This window comes from Segatella copri (assembly GCF_009495355.1).
In the GTDB taxonomy this organism is placed as follows: domain Bacteria; phylum Bacteroidota; class Bacteroidia; order Bacteroidales; family Bacteroidaceae; genus Prevotella.
Genome location: NZ_VZAD01000061.1, coordinates 66,154 through 90,341 on the forward strand (window position 1 = coordinate 66,154; position 24,188 = coordinate 90,341).

The window sequence follows — 24,188 nt, forward strand, 5'->3', positions numbered from 1 at the left end:
TCTTGGTCATCGTGCTTGGATTATCACGGATCTGACGTATTGAGCCTTTGTTCACCAAAGGCAAGCCTGTTAAGCACATCATGGTCACCACTGAAGATGATGCCGACAGTGCAGTTCGGACTGTTCCTTGAAACTTGGTCGGGACGCTTGGCATCCATATATGGCTTGAAACCAAGTTCATCAAGTCTGTGCTGCAAGCGTTCATGCAACGGCACAGACTGGGAACCAAGAGGCACAATCTTTCCACCCTTGACTATCTCAAAGTTGAGTCTTTTGCGTGAGTAGTTATAATGGTTGTTCTTATCTATGTCTGCGTTTTTTAGTTGGTAACGCTTCTCGTCCCAACCTCTGTGTTCCGCCTCGTTGCCCACTTGGGACGAGAACGATTTCTTGTCTGTGCCTACATGGATGGCGGCACGTGGTATGTTTCTTTCCATAAGAATTTCATTTGAGCTTGTAACGTAGTTCTTGTATAATTGGAGACAGGTCTCGGGCAGAGCCTGAGCATAATAGAAGGACTTTTTAAGTGAACAGCGTCAGCAGGTGAATCTAAAAGTCCCTATTATGTTTAGGACTTTTGTGAAAGTCCGTCACGCAAGCGTGCTCGCAGATCCTTACCCACTCTGCTATGACTCTTCCACCAACACCAACCCAAGACTGTCTATCAGATGCTGGAGTGGCGGATGTTGCTTTATCAGCCTTTGTAGCGCCATCTGTGGCGTTTCCGTCATCAGCAGGAAGTCGGCAATGTCAAGACCATTGGTCTTTTGTTCATTTGTGGCATTGTCTTCCAAGATGTTGCTGACAAGTACTTGCTTGCATATTGATTGTAGTAATGGAAGTTTGCTTTTCCACTTATCCGTTGCCCCAAGGTCTGGAACCAAAACAACCTCCCGACCGCTTAGGACCTCGACTGCATCTTTGTTGAAACATCCATTCATGCCTCCAGTAGCCAACCACACGAAATCAGACATGAAGTGTGTGGCAATGATGGCTGTCTTTTTGCTCTCCACGATGGCTACAGTCTTGGTCGTGGTTTTATCTGTCAACAGATGTTCGCCAAAGAAGCACTGCCGAAGTGTAAAGTCTGGCAGTTTCAGTTCTGGGTGTACCCAAGTCATCAGGCTGTGTGGGTTCTTGATGCGGTGTCCTGTCTTGTCATCATACTTCATTATCTTGCCAGTGCGCACATTCCCATTGACATCTATCTGCCAAAAGATAGTTGAACCGCCCCATTTCTTTGAAGTTCCGACCTTGTACAAGGCAAACAGCCGTTCTGTCTCCTCTTTGCCAAAGACCGTTGAAATGTATCGGTACAAAGGATTGACAGAATAGCCATGCAGTGTTTGCTCCACCAGCTTGCTATCAATGAAAGTTGGAAGAGGTTTCTTTTTCCTGCACTCTTTGATTGGTGTTTTATATCTCCAATCATCATTGCTGTTGGCATCGGGATAGTCCTTGAAATAATCAGATGGAGAATAATGGTAGCCACAACACTGCTCATGGTCGCATCGCCCCACGTTGTCGGGAAATGTAATGTGTCCTTGCTCGTTAATATATCTGGCAAAGCAACGCTTGCGCCCACATTGAGGGCAAGCATAACGGTTGCCCACCTTGTATTTCTGTAGATGAAAAGCTCTTTTTTCGATGTTTTCCAGAGACGAAGGAATGTTGATACTCTCCAAAATGGGGCAATCTTCAAAAGCATTTTGGCTTATCGTTGTTAACGTGTTAGGTAATATGACTTCTCTAAGATTCTCACACAGGGAGAAGCAACCTGTTGGAATCTTAGTCACATTCTTAGGAATGGTGATGGTCTCCAACTTGGTCTTATAGAATGCCGAAGCCTCGATGGTGGTAAGGCTCTCTGGAAGTGTGATCTGAGTGAGTCCACTCTCCTTGAATGCATTTTTGCCTATCTTGGTGACAGTGTTGGGAATGACGAGGGTGGTAAGGGCAGAGCACCCTTCGAACAAACTGGTACGAATCTCCTCCAATTTCTCAGGCAGGATGACACTCTTCAGCGTCTTGCAATTGGAGAAAGAAGAAGCGCCATGCCAAGTAGTTTTTCCGAACTGGGTAATATTGGCAGGCAGTCTAATCTCTTCGAGCGGGTTGCCATTATGAAAAGCGAAGGCCACTTGGGTGTTGTCGCCTTCGAAAATCACGGATTTCACAGATGGGTTATAATTTCCGACAATTTCCACTTTCTCGATACCTGGCTCAAAAATATATTTGGTAACATTATAAGTTTGTTGATTCGGCAACAACCTCTTTTACAGAAAGCGTAACCTTCTTACCGTCAATAGGTACCGCCATCTTGTCGGGTACTCTTACCTCGCCGTTGGCTTCTATAAAGACAATCTTGAGATATCGGCTGCCTTCTGTTCCACGTATCTCGTATTGGCAATTATTTGAAGTCAGCGTAACTTCTGCAAGCACAGGCATACTTATCGTCAAGACAAGCAGCACCATGAGCCATCAGCAAACCTTGCAGAAAGGAGGAGTAGACTTCTGTTTCGTCACAGACCGAAGTGACGGGATTCGTGCCTGCACAGCACCGCTATGCGACCGAAGGACTGATGTAAAATTCTTCATATTGTTTCGGTTTTTATTGGTTTATATTGTGATGGAAAATCTCTGTCAGAATCAGGCTGAAACACACAGGTGTCTTCGGTTGCAAATTTACAAAAAAATCATCATAATGAATTGTACAAAAAAGGCTTTGAATAGCACAAAAGAGGCTTTCTGTATAGTACAAAACGTGCATAGGGTGTCGCATTCCCCATGAATGAGGCAATGCGACACCCTATGTGTTGATGTAAACTGAATTTCAGAAAATGATGAACGGCTTATTTGTTGAAAGCATAGTAGAAGCCATCGTTCATCGCCATGCGGAGCTGGAATAAGCCATTGTCGTCGGCAGTGACATTCATCTTTGCGCCACTTGGCAGACAGGCCTGGATGCTGCCGTCCTCATTGAAGCTGAACAGCTCGCGAATGTCGCCGTCCTTACTGTACGACCAGCTCTTGTTCTTCTTGTTGAATACGAAGTAAGACTTCTCGCCGTCGGGGTCGGTTATCTCGTAACCATTCTTCAAAGTCTTGACAGCATACATGCGACCGTCCTTGCCCATCACGTCCTTGGTGGTTCCCACCTGTCCGATCACCTTCTCGCCTGTCCAGAACTCGATGGAGTTGAGCACGAAGAGGTCGGCTACAGAACATACAGCATAGGCTGGAGAGATGAGGATAAAGATAAGCTCATTGACAAACTTGTTGTCTGTAGCTCGCTTGTTCCAGCTGAGAACTGAGTTGGTAAGGCCGAAAGAGCCGATGCATGAACTGAGAGTCAAGGCACCCACTGTGACTGCGATGACTGATTTGGTGAATGTTTTCTTCATCTTGTTAAAAAATTAATGTATGTTGATAATTGATTATAGTGTTTCCGGTTCTTGAAAAACCCTAAAACTTGAAATGCCGTTTCAGCCAGCGGCTCATCATCTCGTAGGCACTCTCTTCCTCCTGATGCTGAGGCTCGGCAAAGGTGAGATGCTCGCCAGAGGCATCACCATGCTGGTCGGGGAAGATAATCATCAGATTGGTGCCGGAGAAGAAACGGGTCAACTCTTCGGGCAGACGCTCAAGGGCAGTCTTGTGAGAGACGGTTCCCTTGCGGGCTGTTACCACCACAAACATGTGGTCGGGAGCTATCTGCGAGGCTATCTGGGGCATCTCGTTCCAATGGTTCATGAGCGTATAGTCGGAACGAACCTCGGGATAGCGGTTCTTGATAAACTCGTTGATGAGCGAAAGTGCCTCCATACGGCCATGGAACTGTATGCGGCAGTCGAGGTTGCGTGCCATGCGCGACAGACGTTCTACCCAGCGGTAGAAACCTGGCTCAAACTCTGCTCTCGAAGGAACAGCCACCTGTATGCGGCGTATGGTGTTGAGCGGCTGGCGGATGCGTGCCATGATGATCTGGCGGCTGAGTCCATTGAAAAGGCTTTGGTGGAACTCGCCCCAGAACTTGGGCGATCGTTCCGGATGCATGTGCATGCCGATGATGATCTCGGAACACTGAAACTCGTTGAAGGCGTGCTTGATGCCATTGGCGATGTTGGCAGCTATTCTGACCTGGGTCTGCGTGAGCACATCGGTGGCTGCTGCTATCTGGCTGCAATGTTCGAGCAGCCGCTTGCCTTGCTCCTGGTTGTAGCGCATGTCTTTGTCCTCATACACCACGTTGAGGCAAACCAGACCGCGGTTCAGCTTCTGGTTTCTCACCAAGAAGGCGAGGCTCATCAGGTTGTCGGCATATTCGGGATAGCGCACGGGGATGAGTATCTTCTCATCGTTGGCGCTCTTCTCGTCCTCAGCCTCCGGCAGCTCCTTGTCTCTTAGTACTATCATGCGCGAAGACCAGTCGGTAAGCAGCGAGGAGATGATACAGGTACACAGTATCATGATCACCACACCGTTGAGCATGTCGTCGTCGACAAGATAGGTGTTCTTGCCGACAAGAATGTTCATTCCCACCATCACCATGGCGATACTGCCTGCAGCATGGGCTGAGGTAAGACCGAACATCATGTGACCCGAAGACAGGGGCAGGCGGAAGCCAAAGCAGGCAGCATAGGCGGCAATGGCCTTGCCCAGGGTGCCAAAGAACACGATGCACAGCACCACCCAGAGAATATGACCGCCCTGGAAGAGCAGTCCCACATTGATCAGCATGCCCACTCCTATCAGGAAGTAAGGAATGAAGAGGGCGTTGCCGATAAACTCGAGCCGGTTCATCAGTGGCGACACATGAGGTATATACCTATTTAATATAAGGCCCGCAAAGAAGGCACCAAAGACTCCCTCGATGCCTACCGTCTGCGAGAGGGCGGCACTCATGAAGAGCATGGCCATGACAAAGATAAACTGCATCACGGCATCGCTGTATCGGCGAAGAAACCATCGGGTGAGACGGGGTATGAGGAATATCATCACGCCACAATAGGCGGCAAACTTGGCTGCAAAGAGTACCCAGAAGAGTACGCCGTCGTGCTCGGTGAACGAAGCCACCAGACCAGCCAGCATCACTAAGGCGATGAGCAGGGAGATCATGCTCGACCCCACACTCAGCGTGACGCTCGGCTTCTGTTGCAGTCCGTAACGCGACACGATGGGGTAGGCGATGAGCGTATTCGAGGCCATGATACAGCTCAACAGGAATGAGGCTTTGGTGGAATAGTCCAAGAGGGTGACGCTCATCCAATAGGTGAGTCCGAAAGGAACAAAGCACGTCAGCAGACCATAAGTGAGCAGTCTCGACTTCGCCTTCTTCATGCCCTCCATGTCCATCTCGAGGGCAGCCAGAAACATGATGTAGTACAGTCCCACCTTGCCAAACAACTCAAAGGAAGAGTCGCGCTCCAGGATGTTGAGCCCGTACTTGCCTATGAGCACTCCTGCCAATACCATACCGATGATGTGTGGAATGCGGAGCTTACCCATGATGATAGGCGCAAAGAGGATGATGATCATCACGACGAAGAAGATCAGCGTAGGGTCGGTTATCGGGAAATATTGTGCAATGTTCAGCATAGGCTTTCTGTTTTTCGGGAGAGTTCTCGAGCATCAGCTGCATCACTCTTCCTATAATATGGGTGCAAAAATAATAATAAATCTTGAAAAAGCAAAGTCTTTTGCCTCCTTATCAATTATATGTGCAAAGATTTTTGTAAATTTGCACCCGGAAAGTAAACTTAAGATAGAAAGATAAGGATAATACGCGTATGAAAAAAGGACTGTTTGCACTTGCCTTGGGTACGTTTACCCTTGGTGTCGCCGAATTTATTATCGAGGGAATCCTCACCGATGTGGCACACAGTATGAATGTGTCCATCCCTCAGGCTGGTCATCTCATCTCGGTCTATGCATTAGGAGTATGTGCCGGAGCATTCTCGCTGATATTGATGCATAAGTATCGCCCGAAGAATATACTTTTGTTTCTTGTGTCGTTGGTGATTCTCGGAGCCGTCATCGCCACGATGGCACCAAGCTATTGGCTGTTGCTTTGTGCCCGGTTCATACAGGGACTGCCTCATGGTGCCTATTTCGGAACTGCAACCATTGTGGCGGTGAAGATGGCGAAAGAGGGTAAGGGCACCAAGGCGGTGGCGATGATGTGTGCCGGTATGCCTTTTGCCAACCTGATGGGTGTTCCGTTGGGTACCTACCTGAGTCACACCATCTCTTGGCGAGTACCTTTTATGATGTCGGTGGTGTTGGGCATCATCACGCTCTATATGATTCACAAGTGGGTGCCCGATGTGGAGGCATTGCCCAATAAGGGTATGAAGGCGCAGTTCAGATTCATGCGCCATCTGGCTCCCTGGCTTATCATCGCCGCCACCTTCTTGGGCAATGGCGGCATTCTCTGTTGGTTCAGCTACATCTCTCCACTCTTGCAGATGAACAGTGGATTCCATGCGTCGAGTATTTCGTTGCTGATGATTCTTGCCGGTTTGGGAATGGTAGTGGGCAACCAGGTGAGTGCATTGCTGGCAGACCGATTCAAGCCAGGCCGCTTTACCTGTTATCTTCAGTTCTTGGCGGCGGCAGCCTTGCTTGCCACCTTCTTCCTGTCGCACAATGGCTGGGTAACGGCTTCGATGATGTTTGTCTCTTGTGCCTGTCTTTTCGGTATCGGCTCGCCCGAGCAATATCTCATCGTGAAGCACAGCGAAGGAGGCGAGATGTTGGGTGGATGCTGCATCCAGGCAGCGTTTAATTTAGGCAATGCCCTGGGCGCCTTTTTTGGCGGAATCCCTGTAACGATGGGATTGGGCTATCATTATCCCGCCCTTATCGGTGTGCCTATGGCATTGATAGGTGCCCTCTGTCTGCTGATGTTTCATCGTAAATATGAGTAGCGGAGATGGATGAATGATATTTTATGCAAAATAATGCAGAAATGTTAGCAAAAGTAATAAAAATGCAACAAAAAGCAATAATTTATGGGATTTTATGCTTGATATTGTAGAAAAAGTCTTAACTTTGCAGCGGATTTGAGAGGATAAGCGTTAGAAGACAACCAAAGATGAGAAATCATCATGCTGGAAAGGAGCATTCTTTTCTTTTCCAAAAGATTCACTTTAAACAACTTTTAAAAAGATTCGATTATGAAAGTAGCAATTGTTGGTGCAAGCGGTGCAGTAGGTCAGGAATTCCTGCGTATCCTTGCTGAGAGAAATTTCCCAATGGATGAGTTGGTGTTGTTTGGTTCTGAGCGTTCGGCTGGACGAAAATACAACTATAAGGGAAAGGACTATGAGGTGAAACTCTTGCAGCATAACGATGATTTTAAAGATGTCGATATCGCATTCACATCTGCTGGCGGCGGAACTTCTGAGGAGTTTGCCGATACTATCACCAAGTATGGTGCTGTGATGATTGACAACTCAAGCGCTTTCCGTATGTGCGACGATGTGCCATTGGTAGTACCAGAGGTAAACGCCGAGGATGCGCTCAACCGTCCACGCAACATCATCGCCAATCCAAACTGCACCACCATCATGATGGTAGTGGTATTGAAGCCTATCGACGACCTGAGCCATATCAAGAAGATTCATATTTCTTCTTACCAGAGTGCTTCGGGTGCTGGTGCTGCAGCCATGGCTGAGCTTGAGCAGCAGTATAAGGACATCATCGAGACTGGCAAGACAGACCATATCAACAAGTTCCCACATCAGTTGGCATACAATGTCATTCCTCAGATAGACAAGATGACTCCTAACGACTATACCAAGGAGGAGATGAAGATGTACAACGAGACTCGTAAAATCATGCACTCTGATGTTCGCACCAGTGCTACTTGTGTACGTGTTTCCTCACTTCGTTCTCACTCAGAGAGCGTATGGTTCGAGACCGAGAAGCCTTTGGCAGTAGAGGATATCCGCAAGGCTTTGGAGGCTGCTCCTGGCGTAACCGTAAAGGACGATGCACAGAACTACGTCTACCCAATGCCATTGGAGAGTGCGGGTAAGGACGATGTCTATGTAGGCCGTATCCGTAAGGATCTCGCCGATGACAACGGCAATACATTGTGGCTCACAGGCGACCAGATTCGCAAGGGCGCAGCGCTCAATGCCGTTCAGATCGCTGAGTATTTGATCAAAGTAGGAAATATAAAGTAAATACATGCTTGAAAGATTCAAACTCTTGCTTCGGGATATGAACCGGGGCATTTATGAGAAAGAAACAGAAATATCGCTCTCGCTCCTTGCCGCTCTGGCAGGCGAGAGCGTTATTCTTTTAGGCCCACCGGGTGTGGCCAAGAGTATGGTGGCACGACAGTTGAAGTGTGCCTTCCGTGGAGCACGCAATTTCGAGTATCTCATGTCGCGCTTCTCTACGCCCGATGAGATCTTCGGTCCTGTGAGCATTCAGAAACTGAAGACCTCCGACACCTATGAGCGTGCTGTGGAAGGTTATCTTCCTACAGCCGATGTCGTATTCCTCGACGAGATATGGAAGGCAGGTCCTGCCATACAGAACACCCTGCTCACGGTCATCAATGAGAAACTGTTCCGCAACGGCATACGCGAAATCGAGTTGCCGCTGAAGCTTCTCGTGGCTGCCAGCAACGAGTTGCCAGCCAAGGGTGAGGGACTGGAGGCGCTGTGGGACCGATTCGTCATCCGCATAGAGAGCCGTCCCATCCGACAGGAGAAGAACTTCCGAGAGATGCTCCTGGGGGTGAAGAGTGAAGCGGGAGGACTGTGTGCGGCGGCCGAAGGGAAAGCCAATTCAAATGCGATTACTGCCGGGGAATATGCGGAATGGTCGAAGGCCATCGATCGCATAGGAGTGAAGGAGGAGGTATTCGATGCCATTTCTGCTATCCGCAAGTCGCTGAGGGCAGTCAATGTCGACGAGGCCGACGAGCGCCGTCATGTGTATGTGAGCGACCGTCGCTGGAAGAACATCATGCGCCTGCTTCGTACCTCTGCCTTTATGCAGGATCGGGCGGAAGTGGCAGTATGCGATCTTCTTCCCATCTACCATTGCCTGTGGCAGGAGCCGGAGGAGAGGGATGCCATCCGTGCGCTCGTCATCAAAGCACTCTTTGCTCCTCATGCCGACAAGTTGGTAGAGATGAAGAATGCCCTTGCCGAGGACATCAAATATCATCGCATCCGCCGCAGTCCTGATGAGGGCAGGGATTACGAGGGCGAGATAGAGAGTCTCTCTGATGCCCTGACTTCCCTGGAACGCCAGTTAGGTGACAATCTCTTCGTTTCTTCCGACGACAAGACCGAACTCTCTTCTTATCTTCGCGATTTCTACAGAGAGCTGGCCTTTACCCGTCAGGACACGATGAAACTGTATGCGGAGTAGCGCATCCACGTGATACTTATTTCTCCACCAGTACGTCCTTTTCTTCATAACTGTCGAAGCCGATGCTCATGTCAGCACCGTGCTCCCGGAAGATGGAGATAAGGTGTTGCTGCATGTCGGGATCAATGGCTATCTCGCCATTCTTCGCCTTATAAAACCTGCGCCGGGCATAAGGCGTACGGGAATAGAAATAATGGGTTCTTCCCGCCGGGATGGTACTGTAGATGCGCTGGAATCCCCTTGCCCATACTTGCTTTTCTGACACAAGATGATAGGGGCACTTCTCGCCCTCACACTGCAGGTGCTTCACATTGAGCACCTCAAAGGTATCGGCACAGGTAAGTGCCTTGACATACTGCGCATAACGGGCGCAAGTGTTGCTGCGTGTGCAGGATGCCATGGGGCAAACTACACTCAATGAAATTTTCTTCATTTTTTCTTTTATTTTTAAGTTACTGAAGTTTCAGTTTTGCCCCACACGCCCTGAAGGGGCAGAAGCTCTTAGCCCAGGGCAGCGCAAATAAACGAGCAGTTCATTGCAGCAGCACGCCCTGAAGGGGCAGAAGCTCTTAGCCCAGGGCAACGCCCTGGGTTATCATGAACGCAAACCTGTCGCCCTGTAAGGGCAAAAGCTTTAAAACTCCAAGCAATTTATAAGGCTTTTGCCCTTACAGGGCGCCTTGCTGATTGCCATTATACCCAGGGCGCTGCCCTGGGCTAAGAGCTTTTGGGCCTTCAGCCCGTAATTAACCATTTGCGAAAGTTGAGTAATTCATAGAATGGTAAGGCTTATACAGGGATGCTAAAACTCGGAGATAGGATGCTGGAACTCGGAAATAGCTTTTTATCTTACCAGAGCACATTTGTGCCCTTAGTCAGGGCACAAATGTGCTTTAGGCAGACAAAATATTAAGTCTAAGTTCCAGTGATCAGGAAAGCAGTCATTCCAACTTCTCAGATAGCAGGAATACCAGAATTTTCAGTCGCTATGTCAGAAGATGGAGCAAGCCATCGTCGGCTGGAGCTACCTCTGATCTCTCGATTTTTATGGATAAAATCGCTCAACGTATTAGTCGCCCATTAACGAAAACGAGTAGCCTTGTAACTGTTCACACGATAGCCTACGGCAATAATCATATCCAGATTATAGACATTAGCCTCATACCTTTTTCCTTCGGTAGCAGTTATCCAAGTTTTTTGGATAACTGAATACTTATTGAGATCTCCTTCTTTGAGCTGAGCGACATGGGACAGAGAAGACAGGCATGGTGTGAGAGGCGATAGAACTCCACTTTTCTATGCCCTCACTTTCCTATCTCTATCATTTGCTGCATTAGCGGAAAATGGTAATTTACATCTTGCCAATTTAGGCTGCATAATTCCATCGCTTTATGTATTACAGGCTTGAAGTTTTCGTCCTTCTTATACCCAACAGCCACACACAATTCCCTTGCCAGCTAATACTCTTGTCTAATCTCGTCAGTGTGCTTTATGTTTTCAAATGTTTCGTTCTTTGTTTCGAATTACTATTCGTTTCCACCGATTCTTTTAATGTGAAAAACAAGAGCATCTTGCTCTATGCTTAGTTCGTTAAAGACATCTTTCAATATGTCTATTTTAACTGCAGTCGAGCTTTTTAGGTAGGCGTAAACACCATCGAAAATCAACACACTGTTTTGATACTTGGTCGTTTCATTTTGTAAGAAAGTTAACGAATCATCATTAGCAATCTTTTGAATATCAAATTTATACTCTCTATACAAGAATTTCATGATACCAATAAAAGCATTTATCCAATTTTCATCTTGTTTAATTGGAAGTTGCTCACCATTGATATTACAGTCAATAAAAACTGTATTGGTAAAATCCTCTGACTCATCTTCCAAAGTGAGAGACTCTGCCTCTTTTATTGCAGGCTTATATTTAGAAATCGGCAACTTCCATATTTCTATTGCCTCTCTTTGAATTTCACCCAATCGTGCCTCTAATTGCTTTTCACCCCATGATGTCTGTTGCTTGATAAACTCATTGATATGTAAAGGAGAATACTTAAAACCTATGCCCAATCCTGATTCTGTCTGCAATGTCAGTTTCGTCATAAAGCTACTATTGCTATAAGAGCTATTATATCCCGTCAGAGTAAGGTTGGCAATGGTATGCTCCCAAATCTCTTGAAGGCGTATCGCTTTCTGTTCACCTCCTAAAGATTTTTTCCAATCAACATTCAACGTTTGTGGCATCACATGTTCTATAGACAATATCACATTTCCGTTTCCATCTGGTAGCATTTTATCTATTACCGAAGTATCTCCTTCTGCATTATTACCAGCATTCAAACGATAGAATGTATATATTTTATTCTTAGCACGCATCTTATATATATTCTTTGTGGCTAAGGCTTCCATAAATTCTTTGTCAGATGGGAAGCGCCCAGAGCCATTACGGGAAGTCAAAAGATAACAAACTGCCTCATAATAGGGTATGATAGCTTTTTGTACGAGCTTTTCCGCACTGTCGTAAAGCGATGCGAAAATCTTATTAAGAGCATTTGTTGGAACATCGCATATCAATCGTCTGAAAATGTAGCATTCAACAACGACCAACACTTTACAAAGTTCCTCTTCATCTATTTTTTTAGAATAAAAACTATCCAACAATTTAAATTCAAAAGGATGACAAACTGTCATCTCTAAAAGAGCAAGTCGTTTGAGAATCAAATTCAACTTGCTACTTTTGGTTGCTGCATTTTCTATCTCAAAAAGATAGCGTGAATACGTCTTCATTTCTCCAAGCAACTTTTCTGGCGCAAGCCCTTTATGGTTTGTAAATTCCTTAAACTTAAAATAGACATCACGCAAAACAGGAATTTTATTTGTTTGAGCGGTCATGTAATCTCTCACAAAAAGTGTTACAGCTCCTTGTGCATCCTTTGGGTTACCAGAATAATTAGAATACTTCTCTATATCGATCCAATAGTTCTTATAATATGCTTTCTGAAGATTGGGCTCTAAATTCATCAAAATAAAATTTCTAATTTTATCGCCATCAGTCAAGGCTAATCCTGTAGAATTCAAAGACTCAAATATTAATTGTGGCTTGTCTTTAGTGTCTACCTCAATCTTCACCATCATCAAGTTCTTTATTGCATTATAAAACTCAACTAAAGAATATTTTGAGTTTTTCATCCATTCATAGAATAAATGAAAATTCTGTGTGATATAAGAATCTTTTTCAAATGCCTCTTCGTTATCTTCTATTAATGCAGCAAAAGCATTTCTATCCTTTTCAACATGAACCATACGAGGCTGGATCGAACCATCTTCCAACGACTCGTAACTAAACTTTTTATGGATATTATCGGTCAAAGTGCTTTTTGCTTGCTTCACGCCATCTTTGATTAATTTTGCCATAGCAAGCCATATCAAAGAAACTGTAGTTAGTCTCTGTTGACCATCAATTACTGACCATGAGTTATGTTTAATATGGTATAGAACAACACTTCCAAAGAAATGCTCTCTATCTGTTTCAATAATAGAAAGCAAGTCTTGAAATAATTGTTTGCATTGTTTGCTTGTCCAACTATAATTACGTTGATATACAGGTATAATATAGCAGGTATCATCACCTGTAAACAGGTTCTCTAATTTAGTTTTTATGGCTTCCATATCTTCGTTCTTTATCTTTTCAACATCGTCCTATATTGTTCCAAATTATTGCTTCCCCTCAATTCCATTATTAAGTCTTTGGCGATATTAGTGTCAATCATCAGATGTAGTCCCAGTTCTTTTTCATGTAACATTCTGTGATTTGTTATCTTACTTCCCACCCATCAATAGTCCCCGTCTTCGACGAGAAATTGCAGCCTATCAAATGGATATGCTTTGGACTTGCTTCGTATTCCCTCGCATATCCCTTGTCTTTGATTTGTTGGATGGCGGCATCGGCGGAGCCATCAAGTTTGAACTCGAAGATATAGACATCGTTTGTGGTCTCTATGATACAATCCACTCTGCCTTCGCTTTGCTCTTTCTCGATGAAGATGGTATAGGAACTGATCATTCGGAGAATGAGATAGAACGTGTACTGGAAGTATCGCTCCTTCTCTCGCTCATCATCCTTGCGACGCTGCGAATAGGGAATGCTTGCCAAGAAAGAGGTGAAGAGTTTCTTGAGCTGTTCTACATCACCTTCTTCCATGGTATCTATCACTTGAAGAACCCATGAACTTGGAGATTCTTTTGGCTTGAGGTAGCTGGATGTGAGCAATGTGATGAAGCCACGGCGTACTTCATCATTTGGAAAATCCAACAGATAGGAGTTGGTTGATCGCTTATACTTCTTGACGGTGAGATAACCACTCTGATATATCATAGGCAATGGACGTTCCACATCAGCCTTGTAGTCATCGAAGTCTTGGGTGGTATAGTACTTGCCCACCAATTCGTTGATGTGTTCGTTGTCGTGAGCCAGGAGGCGCACAAGATAGGTTGGTGAACCTGTCTTGAACCAATAGTCGTCTATCCACATTTCGTTGAAGGCACGGAGTATGCTGAATGGATTATATACGCCAATCAATCGGCGACTGAAATGGTAACCATCGAACTGGCGCTTCAACTTGACTTTCATTTCATCTTCAGTAAACTCATATTCCCTTGCCATCTCCTTAATTTGCTCCTTGAAGACGGTGTGGAGTTCCTCCTCGGTGATGCCGAGCAAGGTGTCGTATCGGGCGGAGAGGCTGATGTCGTCGGGTTGGTTGAAACCGCTGAACACACTGACTTGTGAAAACTTGGTAACTCCCGTGAGTAATACGAACTGGAGATGCTCATCGGCTTCCTTGAAGACGGAATAGAATCCCTTCAGGGTATTACGATTATAATCCTCTAAGGTTATCTTGCTCTCATTGGTAGTGACATACATATCCAAGTCCATTACGTCAAGCAATGGCTTGTCGTATTCATCAATCAATACGACGGCACGCAAGCCTGTCTTTTCGTGGGCTGCCTTCAGAATTTCACGGAAGCGACTTCCAAGAGTTGTGGCAAAGGGAGACTTGCCATATATAGCTTCTTGTGTTTCGACAAATTCAGTCAATACATTTTCCAATTCATTTTCCTTCGTAAAATCCTTGCCATTGAAATCTATATGAAATACAGGATATTCCTTCCATTCTGTCTCTAATTTCTCCAAGGCAAGCCCTTTGAACAGTTTTTTCCTGCCTTGGAAGTAGCATTCGAGGGTTGACACAAGCAAAGACTTGCCAAATCGCCTTGGGCGACTCAGAAAGTAAATGTTTCCATTATGTATCAAGTCATAAATCAACTCGGTTTTATCAATGTAAAGATAGCCCTCATTGATGATTTTATCGAAACTTTGAATGCCTATAGGATATTTCATATTGCCTTCTTATTGAATACTACTGCAAAATTACAAAAAAAAATCATATTCGCAATTCTGTGCTTGGTTATTTCGCGGGAAATGCGTATTTTTGCAAGTGGGCTTTATGGTAAATCCTTGTTTCTATTAAAGAGAGAACGTTATGAATGAACAGAAGAAATTGACTCCCGAATTGGAGGAACGTGTGCAGCAGGCGGTGGATAACTTCATGCAGGGGTATGGCTGTTGTCAGTCTGTAGTGGCAGCCTTTGCCGATCTGTATGGTCTTGACGACAAGATGGCGAAGCGCATCGGTGCAGGCTTCGGAGGTGGAGTAGGAAGGATGCGGATGATGTGCGGTGCCGTGTCGGGAATAGTTGTCCTCGTAGGACTTGATTGCGGACAGACCGAAGGCGATGACCGCGAAGGAAAGTCGGCATGCTATAAGGTGGTGCAGCAACTGCTCGCCCAGTCGAAAGAGCAGAATGGCAGCATCATCTGTGCCGAAATCTTAGGACTGAAAGGTCATGAGAAAGCTCAGTCGAGCTATGTCGCCTCTGCCCGTACAGCCGAATACTATAAGACGCGTCCCTGCGCTGCCAAAGTGGAGAGTGCTGCCAGAATCTTTGCCGAATACTTGATGGCGAAAGAATAAAATATGAACTACCAAAATAACAAGGACTTTGCCGAAGCCCAGTATTACCTGAAGATGCTGGACGACTTCTGTAAGACAGGTCGGGTGATCATGCCCGAACTGCCGGCACAGGTCATGCCCTGGAATACGAAGGAAGATCCGCTGAAAGACTATCTCGTTCATCTCTTCAACCTGAAGATAACCATCGCAACAGGTGAGGAGGTGCAGAAGTTCATGCGCCAGGTGGTGAACAGCAAGATCAAGGCAAAGGTGTTCTACGACTGCGTGGGCAAGTTTGTGGTGGAGTGTGTGCATCACATCCGTTTTCAGCGCCAGCGTGCCTGGACTGCCCATCATCGTGCCGAAGATGTGCTGTCCTGGACCAGCTTCAGGCGTATGGACAGGCAGGTGTGGCATCCCTTGCTCCATCAGTTGGAGCAGGATTATGGTGCCGACGGTTTCGACAAGCCTTTCTTCGTGCGGCTGTTTCAAGGCGAGGGCGCTTCGAAGAGCGAGAACTGGGAACGTCTGGTGAGAGACTGGAAAGACTGTATCGAAAGGCAGACACTTGGCAAACTGAAGAACTTCATCGCCATCAGACAGAACAATTTCGAGAGCGGACTCATCAAGATGATGGGTCAGGTGACCCGAAACATCAAGGCCAAGGGAATACCCGAGAGCAGAGCCGTACAGGCTTGGGAACTGATGTCGGGCGGATGGACCGAGACCGAGTTTGAACGCAGGCTTAACCAGATGAAGATACAGGACCGCTATCCCGAAATCAAGGAGATAGTGGCAAAGATGGGTCGTGTGGCAGACGCCAATGGCAAGGACCGACTCACTATAGCTTCGGGCGTAGACATGAAGATGGAGCATTCGGCAGGCAGCGACATTGAGGGCATCACCGTGGGCGACGACCTCAACTCCTTGCTGCCTCTCGAACTTGCACAGTATAGCGATGAGGACATGGAAGGGCTCTTTATTTATAAGTATCGTACGCGCAGGCTGCAGACCTTCCGCTATAAGAGCGAGATGGCAAAGCCTTCACGCAAGTTGGGATTCACCCATGCCTCGCGCAAGGGTCCCATGATCGTGTGCCTCGACACGTCGGCAAGTATGTATGGCACTCCCGAGCGAGTTGCCTCCACGCTTATCTCCCTGCTTGAGGAAACTGCCGAGGACCTGGAACGTGACTGTTATCTCATAGACTTTTCGGTCAGCATCCATGCCGTCGATCTGATGGAGAAACGCCGGCTCAACCGCATGCGCAAGTTGGGTTTGCAGATACCTCAGTCTTCGGACGAGCCAGATTTGGAGAAGCCGCTGCGCCAGTCAAGCGCTTCTCATCTTCCCTTCATCGGTGGTGGTACGAATGCACGCAAGATGATGGATGAGATGTTCTCTCTTCTCGACAACGACGGTTTGCGTTATGTCAATGCCGACGTGCTGTGGATCACCGACTTTATGATTCCGGAGCCTCCCCGTCTGCTGCTCGATAAGTTCAAGGAATACCGCGACACGGGCACCCGCTTCTATGGCATCTGTATCGTACACGAGCAAGACAAAGCCGAGAATAATTCCTGGGAGCCTTACTTCCATCACCTCTATACCATCACCTATCGCCCCGTGAGGAGGTATTAGACGATTCAGTATTAGTAACTGAACTTTAGCAAGTTCAGAAGTTAAAGGAGTGATCACTCCCTTCGGTCGTTAGAGGCTATAGCCAACAGCACAAAGGGAATGGGGAAGGGGCAAATCCACAAAAGCATTTGTCCCTTAACATCTCTAACTTCTTTAACTTCCCCATTTGCGAAAGTTGAGTAAGATGTTTCTTTTATTTCTTTTTCAGCATCATCATACGCGACTTTTCCTTTGCCAGAGCCTGCATGTCCACGGCAACATCGTCTTCGTCAACGATTTCCACGCCTGTCATCGTCTCTATCACATCTTCCATGGAAACCACGCCACGAAGGCAGCCGTATTCATCAATGATGATGGAGATGTGCTCTCGTTTTTCCAGCATCTTTTCCCATATCTGATACAAGGATTCGTCCTCCTTGAAAGAGAGAATCGGGCGTACCAGTTCGGATAATTTGGTTTGGAACTTGTCGTCCGAAACCTCCTTGAGCACCATGTCTTTCAGAACATATCCTACGATATAGTCCTTATTGTTGTCATAAACGGGGATGCGGGAGAATTTCCACTCTTTCTGCTCGTAAAACTCCTTGATGGACTGATTGATGTTAGCCGATTCCACTACGATGGATGGTGTCATAACCTCTTTGGCTTTTACTCCAGCCAGACGGATGCAGCTTTTGATAATCTTGCTTTCTGATTCATGGAAGATACCTTCTGTGGTACCTACATCCACCATGGCAGAAACTTCTTCGCGACTCATGGAAGCCTGATGGCTCTTCGGTGTAAATACCTTTGTGATAAGCTCAGAGAGCAGTACCAGAGGATAGGTGATGAAAATGAGCACCCTGATGATCTTGGTAGATGTCATCGCCAGAGAGCGCCAATAGGAGGCACCAATCGTTTTCGGGATGATTTCTGAAAGCACCAGAATCAACAGAGTAAGAATGGCAGAAATGATTCCGAAGTATTCTTCACCAAAGAGTTTCATAGATTCAGCACCTACACCGGCAGAACCGATGGTGTGGGCGATGGTGTTGAGCGAAAGAATGGCACCTACCGGGCGATCTACGTTGTTCTTATACTGTTTCATCAACGAGGCAGTCTTGTTGCCTTGATTCTCCTTCATCGAGATAAACGACATCGGAGTAGATAATAGCACCGCCTCCAGGACGGAGCATAAAAAGGATAGTGACAGTGCACCTAAAAAATATAATATGATTAAACCCATGTAAATTTCAATTCGTTAATAATATGTTATCTGTAATGAGATAGATATTATTTTCGAATGTTGCAATGAAGGATATAATGGGCTACATTACATCTGTGATGTTTATTCAATATGGATATTGATGCAAATGACATTGTTGTTATATTTCAATCTGTTGCAAAAATAAGCAGAAAAACATGATTTCAATACAATCTTTTCGTAAATTATATAGTTTTAATATGTTTTTAGTAAAAGTATGTTAGTATCTGAGTTTTATCAATGTCCCCATAGGGCACACGAAACGGCAGTAGGGGCGTGTGATCACAAAGGATAATGCGATGAACAGAAGGGCTGTCGCAATGACAATCCATGAGGCAGAACGGAAGATGAATGCCGAAAAAGGCTCATAGTCAGTCCATTCGCTCCACACTCCTCCCCAAATACATACCATCAGCAAAGCCCATATCAGCTTGCGCACCTTGTCAAGCCGTTTGATAGCCAAGGGACTCATTCTTATCTTGTATTTTATCCCTCTGCCTGCTATCTGCTGCAGCGAGCCGTATGGACAGACGTGGGTACAATAGTGCGACTTCTTGCCAAAGAGCGGATAAATGAAAGCCGTTATCAGCATGACTGTCGCAATGATGTTGCCCGATATCTCCATGCCATGGGCTGCGAAACCCAGCAGGGAAGAATAAGAAAGGCAAGTTCCGCACCAGAATCCAAGCACAATGACATTCAGTATCAGTTGACAGAAATGATACCTTCTGTTCTTGACAAAAAGTGGTAGGATGGCTGCCATCAGCACCACGCATATACCGGTGATGTTTCTTAGGGAGAACAGAGAAGAGCCGCTGTTATCAGAAGAACCCCAACTGCTGTTGCCTTTTACTGATTCGTCGGTCTGCAGATTGTTCTTGGCATACAGAAGTCCCCGTTGCATGTTTCCTATAATGGCTTTGGATGAGAATGTGGCCCCTGTTACGGCATCCACCTTCATGTTCATTGCCTCGTCTATCGTTCTGCCTTTCCATTTCTCAAACAGGGCAGAGGCATTGTCAAAGAATTCCTTTGTCTCGTCGTTCTTTAGCGCCACAATGTTCTCTACGACACCATTCTTGATGACGATGTTGAGTGGCACCTTTCCTCCATATCCTGTGATGTCTGATGCCAGCGCAGAAGTGTTGATGACGGCAGTTCCGTTTCCGAGTATGCGTAGAGTGTCATTGTTTGCAGCCTGTGGCTTCTGTTCAGATCGGAAAGAGTGTCCCAACAGTTCGCCATGCTTTACGATAGCCAGCGAAGAAACAATGACCAGACAGATGAAAAGACTTAATAACTGTTTTGTTCTGAAAAATGATTTCATATTTAAGTCTGTTGTTTCCTATTTTTTTATTCGTTACTGTAGTGTCTTTAACTGAAGTTTCGCCCCACACGCCCTGAAGGGGCAGAAGCTCTTAGCCCAGGGCATCGCCCTGGGTTATTACGGATGATAGCCTGTCGCCCTGTAAGGGCAAAAGCTTTAAAACTCCTAACAATTTATAAGGCTTTTGCCCTTACAGGGCGCCTTTCTGATTGTCATTGTACCCAGGGCGATGCCCTGGGCTAAGAGCTTTTGGGCCTTCAGCCCGTACTTAAACCACTTGCGAAACTTGAGTCTTTAACTTCTAACGACCGAAGGGAGTGATAACTTCTCTAACTTCTGTATTTGCGAAGGTTCAATGCGTTAGATAATAAGAGATGCCCCGCTTTACGTTTTCCTTTACAGCTTTGCTGGAGTAGGTGGCACCTGTGACACCATCGATTTGGGCATGCTGTGCCTTTCTTACTTTCATGCCGTTCCATTTGTTGAGCAGACCCTGTTTTACCTTGTTGAAGAACTTGGGAGTCTCCTGATTGGCAAGTGCTTTGATTTCTACAATTTTCCCTTTCTTGATGTAGATAGCGAGTGGTGTGTTGCCGCGAAATCCCTTGATGTCTTTCCCCAGCGTTGTGGTATTGACGATGTAGGTTCCGTCTGCCTTCTTGGTCATGACCTCAGAGTGGGAACTTTTGGCTGTTGCTATTATACTGCTGACCATTCCTATGCACAGTATTGCCGCAAAAATGAATATTCTTTTCTTCATAATTGTTTTTTGTTATAGAACTTTCGCAGAGTTCAGAAGTTATAGAAGTTAAAGAAGTTATCACTCCCTTCGGTCGTTAGAAGTTATAGCCAACAGCCTTTTTGGTTGAATATTTAGCTGTAAAGCATATGGCTTTAACTTCTCTAACTTCTTTAAATTCTTTAACTTCCCCATTTGCGAAAGTTGAGATCCTAATTTTATTGTGTGCAAAATTACACAATAATTCTGTAATAAGCAATGCTGGTATTCAAAAATCATTATTTTTAGGTATTGCTTTACATATCCTCCATCGACAATCCTTGGTATCCGATAGTGAATTTCTTTCTCTTCCTTTCTGTCCCATCAGGAAGCTATCTCCTTTCCGAGCAGTATGCATATTGTATTTCATTTTCAATTTCATCTTCCCTCTTCATTTTTTCTCCTCCTATGTCAGTTTTTGTCTTAACAGGATTGTATTTTTGCCGCAGAATTGACAATAACTCTATATAATTAAGGTATGAATGCAGAAAGAAGGAGGGAGTGGAGTCCCTGAAATGTGAAATATAGGAGGAATCCATAAGATTTCTTGTTAAAAATTTGGTGGCTCATCAGATTTTTAATACATTTGCCATTGGTTAGTGACAGGGCAGGTGAAAGTCCTCGCTTGAAGTCGCTATGATGCAGAGAAACAAGATAATCTTGTGGACACGAGCAAACTATTCAGTTCTGTAGGTTGAAATCTGGTAAATTGAAACGTAGAAAGAACGCGAATTTGTTTGAGCGAGTCTGCGCCATCATATGGTGTGGATTCCTCTTTCGCATTTTCTTTTCTACGGGTTTTACCAGAGCCTAACTTACAAGGAAGTGAAGAAAGTAGGGGTTCACGCCATTCTTTTTTCACTTATGGACCATTATGAACTTGTTTGGTTCGCAGATATTTCCTACCTTTGCAACTTGATACACTTGCATTTGGGCAATTTGAAAGCAGCTTTCATTGCGCTCGTTTGCATAAACCATATACGATAACTTAAAAACTGAATGCTTATGAGTAAGGTATTCCAAGTAAAGCCTAAGCGCATCAAGCGCTCTAACGGTACAGTTCTCACTCCCGAAATGGTAGTGACAGTAACAACCTTGCAGCACACCGCCACCCCTTTTTACAATGGAGCCAAGGAGGTGCAAGAGGCCTACATGCGCCTCTATGCTTTCGACTATAAGAAAGCATGCTGCAATCAGAATGATTTTGAATTTAAGAAGTTGGACTAATGGGAATATTTAATTCTAAAAATTTGAAGAAAGCGGTCAATATGGTCGCTTCTTCTTCGCCTGTCATAAATGCAATTTCGCAAGCTACTGACATTGTAGATAAGTCTATGGATGTAATAGACAAAAATCTTAATGGAGGAAAAAACTGGAATTTTTCGGAGACACCAATTGACGAAGTGGCTAAAGCTTTTATGAATGGTGTAAGAGGCAAGCATATAGTTTGTATGATGACAAACATTTCTGATAGTGCTAAGGCTTCTATTCGTGATAATTTCAATATAGATATACATGAACAAATCTTGTTCTTTAATGATACTTCATTCTTTGGAAACAAAAATCAAGGCATAGTTATTACCAATAAAAGGCTTGCTTGGATTCCTGATAATGATGAGGGAGACGTATATTCTTTTGCATTTAATGACATTAAGAGAGTTGAATATCGCGAGATGCATATCTATCTATGGGGATATGGAAATGACGAGGATAATGTACCTTTGCCATTGGACCATTTCTTTAGTTTTAATGGAGAGACTTCTGCCGTTAAAGCTGATGCTCAAAAAATAGCTGCCGTGTTAAACAAGATGGTTACTGTTGCAGGGCATGAAGAGGAGACAACCCCATTGGAAGAAATAGAATCTTATTTGGATAATAATGAAGCGGATAAGGCAATTCAAGGAATAAATGAAATGTTGTCATCTACAGATATTACAGATGATGAGACTAAATCAATTTGTTATTATTATTTGGGACTGGCGTATGCACAAAAAATGGAAGAACAATTAGATGTTGATATCGCAGCTGGCTCGGAGCAATTCTCAGAAGAAGTAGATCGTTATGACGGTGCTATGAACAGTGCGTTTAGAGAGGCGCTTGTACTTTGTACAGATGATGAATTCCGTTGTAAAATATATTATCTTAATGCTTTGTATTGCTTAAATCAATTACAAGGAAGACAAATGGCGTTAGCAGCCATGGAATCACCAGATTTTGAGATTAAGCAAGAAGCTAAGGATATATATATGAATACAACTAAACATCTTCCTGCTTATTTTACACAAATAGACTATAATACGAGAAAATTTATATTTGTTCTTGGAACAGAGAAACAACTACCTGGTTGCTATGATAAAGATGGGAACATACAATTCGTGTTTACATTAAACGATCTTCCTACATCAATCCAATTCCCTGTTGGGCATCCGCAAGCCAACACTTTATACATTGGTCATCCGTTCAAACCTGCAACGTATCTTCCATTTGAGAATGCAACAGAGCAGTTGTTTATGGAAAGAGTACATGAACTTTGTTATTTGGGACAATGTCTTGGAGCTAATGAAATAAGAATTAAAAGATTACGTGGGTTAGATACTGCTTCTTCAGAAGCAAAGCAGTTGGATGTGTCTGGAGAATTGGATGTTAAAGCCGTTAATGTTGGGGGAAGTTTTGGTAAAAATACTGCTGCTCAAAATAGTTATTCATCCAAGGATGGAATGGAGATGGTTCAGACGTATTTACCAACAAAGCAGCCATATTGCCCAGACGATTTGGTTTGGTTAGACTCTGAAACTTCTTGGCAAGCTTTGGTAAAGCAAAGATTGAATGGAAATATATTGTCATATTCTTTGCATCTGTCTTCCTCGGAATCTGTAAGCATGACTTCAAGTAAAGTTCTGTCTGTCAAGGCATCTTTTGAATACCTTGTCACAAATGTAAGTGGAACTTATGATGCCAAAACAGACAAGACCTTTAGTAAGACAGAAGAGATAGAATGGGAGATAGATATGCAGTTCAAGCCTTTGCAGGATTTTGAGGACGATAATGTTAATGCCTCTAATGGTCAGGCGGTTGCTCAGATTGCTCAAACACAGAAATCTGAATTGTCAGAGGACGAGTTGGCATATAAGGAAGAAGTAGAGTTCTGTTTGGAAGATGCGTCTGAAATAGATGCTCATTCTCGTAAGTTCTTGGAACGTAAACGTCAGAAACTCGGATTGTCAGAGACGAGAGCGCAAGAGATTGAGGACATGGTAAAGGCTTCTTTGGTATCTTTTACCGATGAAGAAAAAGAGTACATGGAAGCTCTTGATGATGTTATCGAAGATGGAGTAATTCCTGATAATGTTCGTAGATTATTGGAGCGTGAAAGAAAATCATTGGGAATCTCTGAGGAACGCGCCAAAGAATTGGAAGAAATAAAATGTAAAGCATAATTCTGATAACTCAATTAGTTGTGATAAGATTTTCACAACTAATTGGGTTTCATATAACATAATAGACTATGAGTAAAGTATTTCAAATAATGCCTAAGCGCATCAAGCGCTCTAACGGTACAGTTCTCACTCCCGAAATGGTAGTGACAGTAACAACCATGCAGCACACCGTCACCCCTTTTTACAATGGAGCCAAGGAGGTGCAAGAGGCCTACATGCGCCTCTATGCTTTCGACTATAAGAAAGCATGCTGCAACCAGAACGATTTTGAATTTAAGAAGTTGGACTAAAAAATATAAATAGATGAGAACGCCTAAAATGACAACGTGTAAAAAATGCCATCGTAGTTATAATAC

The 24,188-nt window shown here is 44.8% G+C and carries 20 protein-coding genes; 8 read left to right on the forward strand and 12 right to left on the reverse strand.

Features of this window, described 5'->3' with window-relative positions:
- Positions 1-23: 23 nt before the first annotated feature.
- From F7D20_RS07595 to F7D20_RS07615, 5 genes are all read right to left on the reverse strand, one after another.
- Positions 24-437 carry a plasmid recombination protein gene (locus tag F7D20_RS07595; RefSeq protein ID WP_228114135.1) on the reverse strand — a complete coding sequence of 138 codons (414 nt, stop codon included), beginning with the start codon at positions 435-437 and terminating at the stop codon, positions 24-26.
- 189 nt (positions 438-626) lie between these two features.
- A complete protein-coding gene (locus tag F7D20_RS07600) occupies positions 627-2,207 on the reverse strand; it encodes a DUF6371 domain-containing protein (protein WP_367383919.1) in 1,581 nt (526 codons plus the stop codon).
- A gap of 37 nt (positions 2,208-2,244) precedes the next feature.
- On the reverse strand, positions 2,245-2,442 hold the full coding sequence (locus F7D20_RS07605; RefSeq protein ID WP_194253520.1) for a hypothetical protein: 198 nt from the start codon (positions 2,440-2,442) through the stop codon (positions 2,245-2,247).
- A gap of 410 nt (positions 2,443-2,852) precedes the next feature.
- Positions 2,853-3,404, reverse strand: a complete 552-nt coding sequence (locus F7D20_RS07610; protein WP_158463508.1) for a DUF3332 domain-containing protein — start codon at positions 3,402-3,404, stop codon at positions 2,853-2,855.
- A 61-nt stretch (positions 3,405-3,465) separates the two neighbouring features.
- A complete protein-coding gene (locus tag F7D20_RS07615) occupies positions 3,466-5,598 on the reverse strand; it encodes a cation:proton antiporter (RefSeq protein ID WP_158463509.1) in 2,133 nt (710 codons plus the stop codon).
- 191 nt (positions 5,599-5,789) lie between these two features.
- On the opposite strand from F7D20_RS07615, the gene F7D20_RS07620 reads away from it, so the two are divergent.
- From F7D20_RS07620 to F7D20_RS07630, 3 genes are all read left to right on the forward strand, one after another.
- Positions 5,790-6,929: an MFS transporter gene (locus tag F7D20_RS07620; protein WP_158463510.1), complete on the forward strand. Its 1,140-nt coding sequence runs from the start codon at positions 5,790-5,792 to the stop codon at positions 6,927-6,929.
- A 249-nt stretch (positions 6,930-7,178) separates the two neighbouring features.
- Entirely contained in the window at positions 7,179-8,192 is a 1,014-nt protein-coding gene (locus F7D20_RS07625) for an aspartate-semialdehyde dehydrogenase (protein WP_158463511.1), read from the forward strand.
- 4 nt (positions 8,193-8,196) lie between these two features.
- Positions 8,197-9,396, forward strand: a complete 1,200-nt coding sequence (locus tag F7D20_RS07630; RefSeq protein ID WP_158463512.1) for an AAA family ATPase — start codon at positions 8,197-8,199, stop codon at positions 9,394-9,396.
- Positions 9,397-9,412: 16 nt separating this feature from the next.
- Here the strand turns inward: F7D20_RS07630 and F7D20_RS07635 are convergent, their stop codons facing one another.
- The 4 genes from F7D20_RS07635 to F7D20_RS07655 form a co-directional block, all read right to left on the reverse strand.
- Positions 9,413-9,829: a DUF6078 family protein gene (locus F7D20_RS07635; protein WP_158463513.1), complete on the reverse strand. Its 417-nt coding sequence runs from the start codon at positions 9,827-9,829 to the stop codon at positions 9,413-9,415.
- 647 nt (positions 9,830-10,476) lie between these two features.
- Positions 10,477-10,659 carry a RhuM family protein gene (gene rhuM, locus F7D20_RS13220; RefSeq protein ID WP_158463578.1) on the reverse strand — a complete coding sequence of 61 codons (183 nt, stop codon included), beginning with the start codon at positions 10,657-10,659 and terminating at the stop codon, positions 10,477-10,479.
- A gap of 263 nt (positions 10,660-10,922) precedes the next feature.
- Complete coding sequence (locus tag F7D20_RS07645; RefSeq protein ID WP_158463514.1) at positions 10,923-13,061, reverse strand: DUF262 domain-containing protein; 2,139 nt, start codon at positions 13,059-13,061, stop codon at positions 10,923-10,925.
- A 145-nt stretch (positions 13,062-13,206) separates the two neighbouring features.
- Positions 13,207-14,793 carry an ATP-binding protein gene (locus tag F7D20_RS07655; protein ID WP_158463516.1) on the reverse strand — a complete coding sequence of 529 codons (1,587 nt, stop codon included), beginning with the start codon at positions 14,791-14,793 and terminating at the stop codon, positions 13,207-13,209.
- Positions 14,794-14,965: 172 nt separating this feature from the next.
- Here F7D20_RS07655 and F7D20_RS07660 point away from each other — a divergent pair, with 172 nt between their 5' ends.
- On the forward strand, positions 14,966-15,427 hold the full coding sequence (locus F7D20_RS07660) for a C-GCAxxG-C-C family protein (RefSeq protein WP_194253527.1): 462 nt from the start codon (positions 14,966-14,968) through the stop codon (positions 15,425-15,427).
- Between the two features lie 3 nt (positions 15,428-15,430).
- The gene (locus F7D20_RS07665; protein WP_158463518.1) at positions 15,431-17,047 is read left to right on the forward strand and encodes a vWA domain-containing protein; all 1,617 of its coding nucleotides are present in this window, start codon (positions 15,431-15,433) and stop codon (positions 17,045-17,047) included.
- 193 nt (positions 17,048-17,240) lie between these two features.
- Here F7D20_RS07665 and F7D20_RS07670 read toward each other — a convergent pair whose 3' ends face one another.
- The 3 genes from F7D20_RS07670 to F7D20_RS07680 form a co-directional block, all read right to left on the reverse strand.
- The gene (locus F7D20_RS07670) at positions 17,241-18,272 is read right to left on the reverse strand and encodes a CNNM domain-containing protein (RefSeq protein WP_158463519.1); all 1,032 of its coding nucleotides are present in this window, start codon (positions 18,270-18,272) and stop codon (positions 17,241-17,243) included.
- Positions 18,273-18,510: 238 nt separating this feature from the next.
- Complete coding sequence (locus tag F7D20_RS07675; protein WP_158463520.1) at positions 18,511-19,617, reverse strand: FMN-binding protein; 1,107 nt, start codon at positions 19,615-19,617, stop codon at positions 18,511-18,513.
- Positions 19,618-19,969: 352 nt separating this feature from the next.
- Positions 19,970-20,377: an FMN-binding protein gene (locus tag F7D20_RS07680; protein ID WP_158463521.1), complete on the reverse strand. Its 408-nt coding sequence runs from the start codon at positions 20,375-20,377 to the stop codon at positions 19,970-19,972.
- Positions 20,378-21,400: 1,023 nt separating this feature from the next.
- Between F7D20_RS07680 and F7D20_RS07685 the strand changes: the two genes are divergently transcribed.
- The 3 genes from F7D20_RS07685 to F7D20_RS07695 all read left to right on the forward strand — a co-directional run bounded on the left by F7D20_RS07685 (position 21,401) and on the right by F7D20_RS07695 (position 24,122).
- Positions 21,401-21,622, forward strand: a complete 222-nt coding sequence (locus tag F7D20_RS07685) for a DUF6140 family protein (protein ID WP_158463522.1) — start codon at positions 21,401-21,403, stop codon at positions 21,620-21,622.
- Positions 21,622-23,832, forward strand: coding sequence for a hypothetical protein (locus F7D20_RS07690; RefSeq protein WP_158463523.1), 2,211 nt, complete (start codon positions 21,622-21,624; stop codon positions 23,830-23,832). Before F7D20_RS07685 ends, F7D20_RS07690 begins: the two co-directional genes overlap by 1 nt.
- 68 nt (positions 23,833-23,900) lie before the next feature.
- Entirely contained in the window at positions 23,901-24,122 is a 222-nt protein-coding gene (locus tag F7D20_RS07695; RefSeq protein WP_158463524.1) for a DUF6140 family protein, read from the forward strand.
- Positions 24,123-24,188: the final 66 nt, after the last annotated feature.

Coding starts and splice junctions, on each gene's coding strand:
- F7D20_RS07675 (WP_158463520.1), bottom strand. CDS start 19,617: ATGAAATCATTTTTCAGAACAAAACAGTTATTAAGTCTTTTCATCTGT.
- F7D20_RS07685 (WP_158463522.1), top strand. CDS start 21,401: ATGAGTAAGGTATTCCAAGTAAAGCCTAAGCGCATCAAGCGCTCTAAC.
- F7D20_RS07610 (WP_158463508.1), bottom strand. CDS start 3,404: ATGAAGAAAACATTCACCAAATCAGTCATCGCAGTCACAGTGGGTGCC.
- F7D20_RS07680 (WP_158463521.1), bottom strand. CDS start 20,377: ATGAAGAAAAGAATATTCATTTTTGCGGCAATACTGTGCATAGGAATG.
- F7D20_RS07665 (WP_158463518.1), top strand. CDS start 15,431: ATGAACTACCAAAATAACAAGGACTTTGCCGAAGCCCAGTATTACCTG.
- F7D20_RS07635 (WP_158463513.1), bottom strand. CDS start 9,829: ATGAAGAAAATTTCATTGAGTGTAGTTTGCCCCATGGCATCCTGCACA.
- F7D20_RS07655 (WP_158463516.1), bottom strand. CDS start 14,793: ATGAAATATCCTATAGGCATTCAAAGTTTCGATAAAATCATCAATGAG.
- F7D20_RS07695 (WP_158463524.1), top strand. CDS start 23,901: ATGAGTAAAGTATTTCAAATAATGCCTAAGCGCATCAAGCGCTCTAAC.
- F7D20_RS07615 (WP_158463509.1), bottom strand. CDS start 5,598: ATGCTGAACATTGCACAATATTTCCCGATAACCGACCCTACGCTGATC.
- F7D20_RS07645 (WP_158463514.1), bottom strand. CDS start 13,061: ATGGAAGCCATAAAAACTAAATTAGAGAACCTGTTTACAGGTGATGAT.
- F7D20_RS07670 (WP_158463519.1), bottom strand. CDS start 18,272: ATGGGTTTAATCATATTATATTTTTTAGGTGCACTGTCACTATCCTTT.
- F7D20_RS07690 (WP_158463523.1), top strand. CDS start 21,622: ATGGGAATATTTAATTCTAAAAATTTGAAGAAAGCGGTCAATATGGTC.
- F7D20_RS07630 (WP_158463512.1), top strand. CDS start 8,197: ATGCTTGAAAGATTCAAACTCTTGCTTCGGGATATGAACCGGGGCATT.
- F7D20_RS07625 (WP_158463511.1), top strand. CDS start 7,179: ATGAAAGTAGCAATTGTTGGTGCAAGCGGTGCAGTAGGTCAGGAATTC.
- F7D20_RS07620 (WP_158463510.1), top strand. CDS start 5,790: ATGAAAAAAGGACTGTTTGCACTTGCCTTGGGTACGTTTACCCTTGGT.
- F7D20_RS07595 (WP_228114135.1), bottom strand. CDS start 437: ATGGAAAGAAACATACCACGTGCCGCCATCCATGTAGGCACAGACAAG.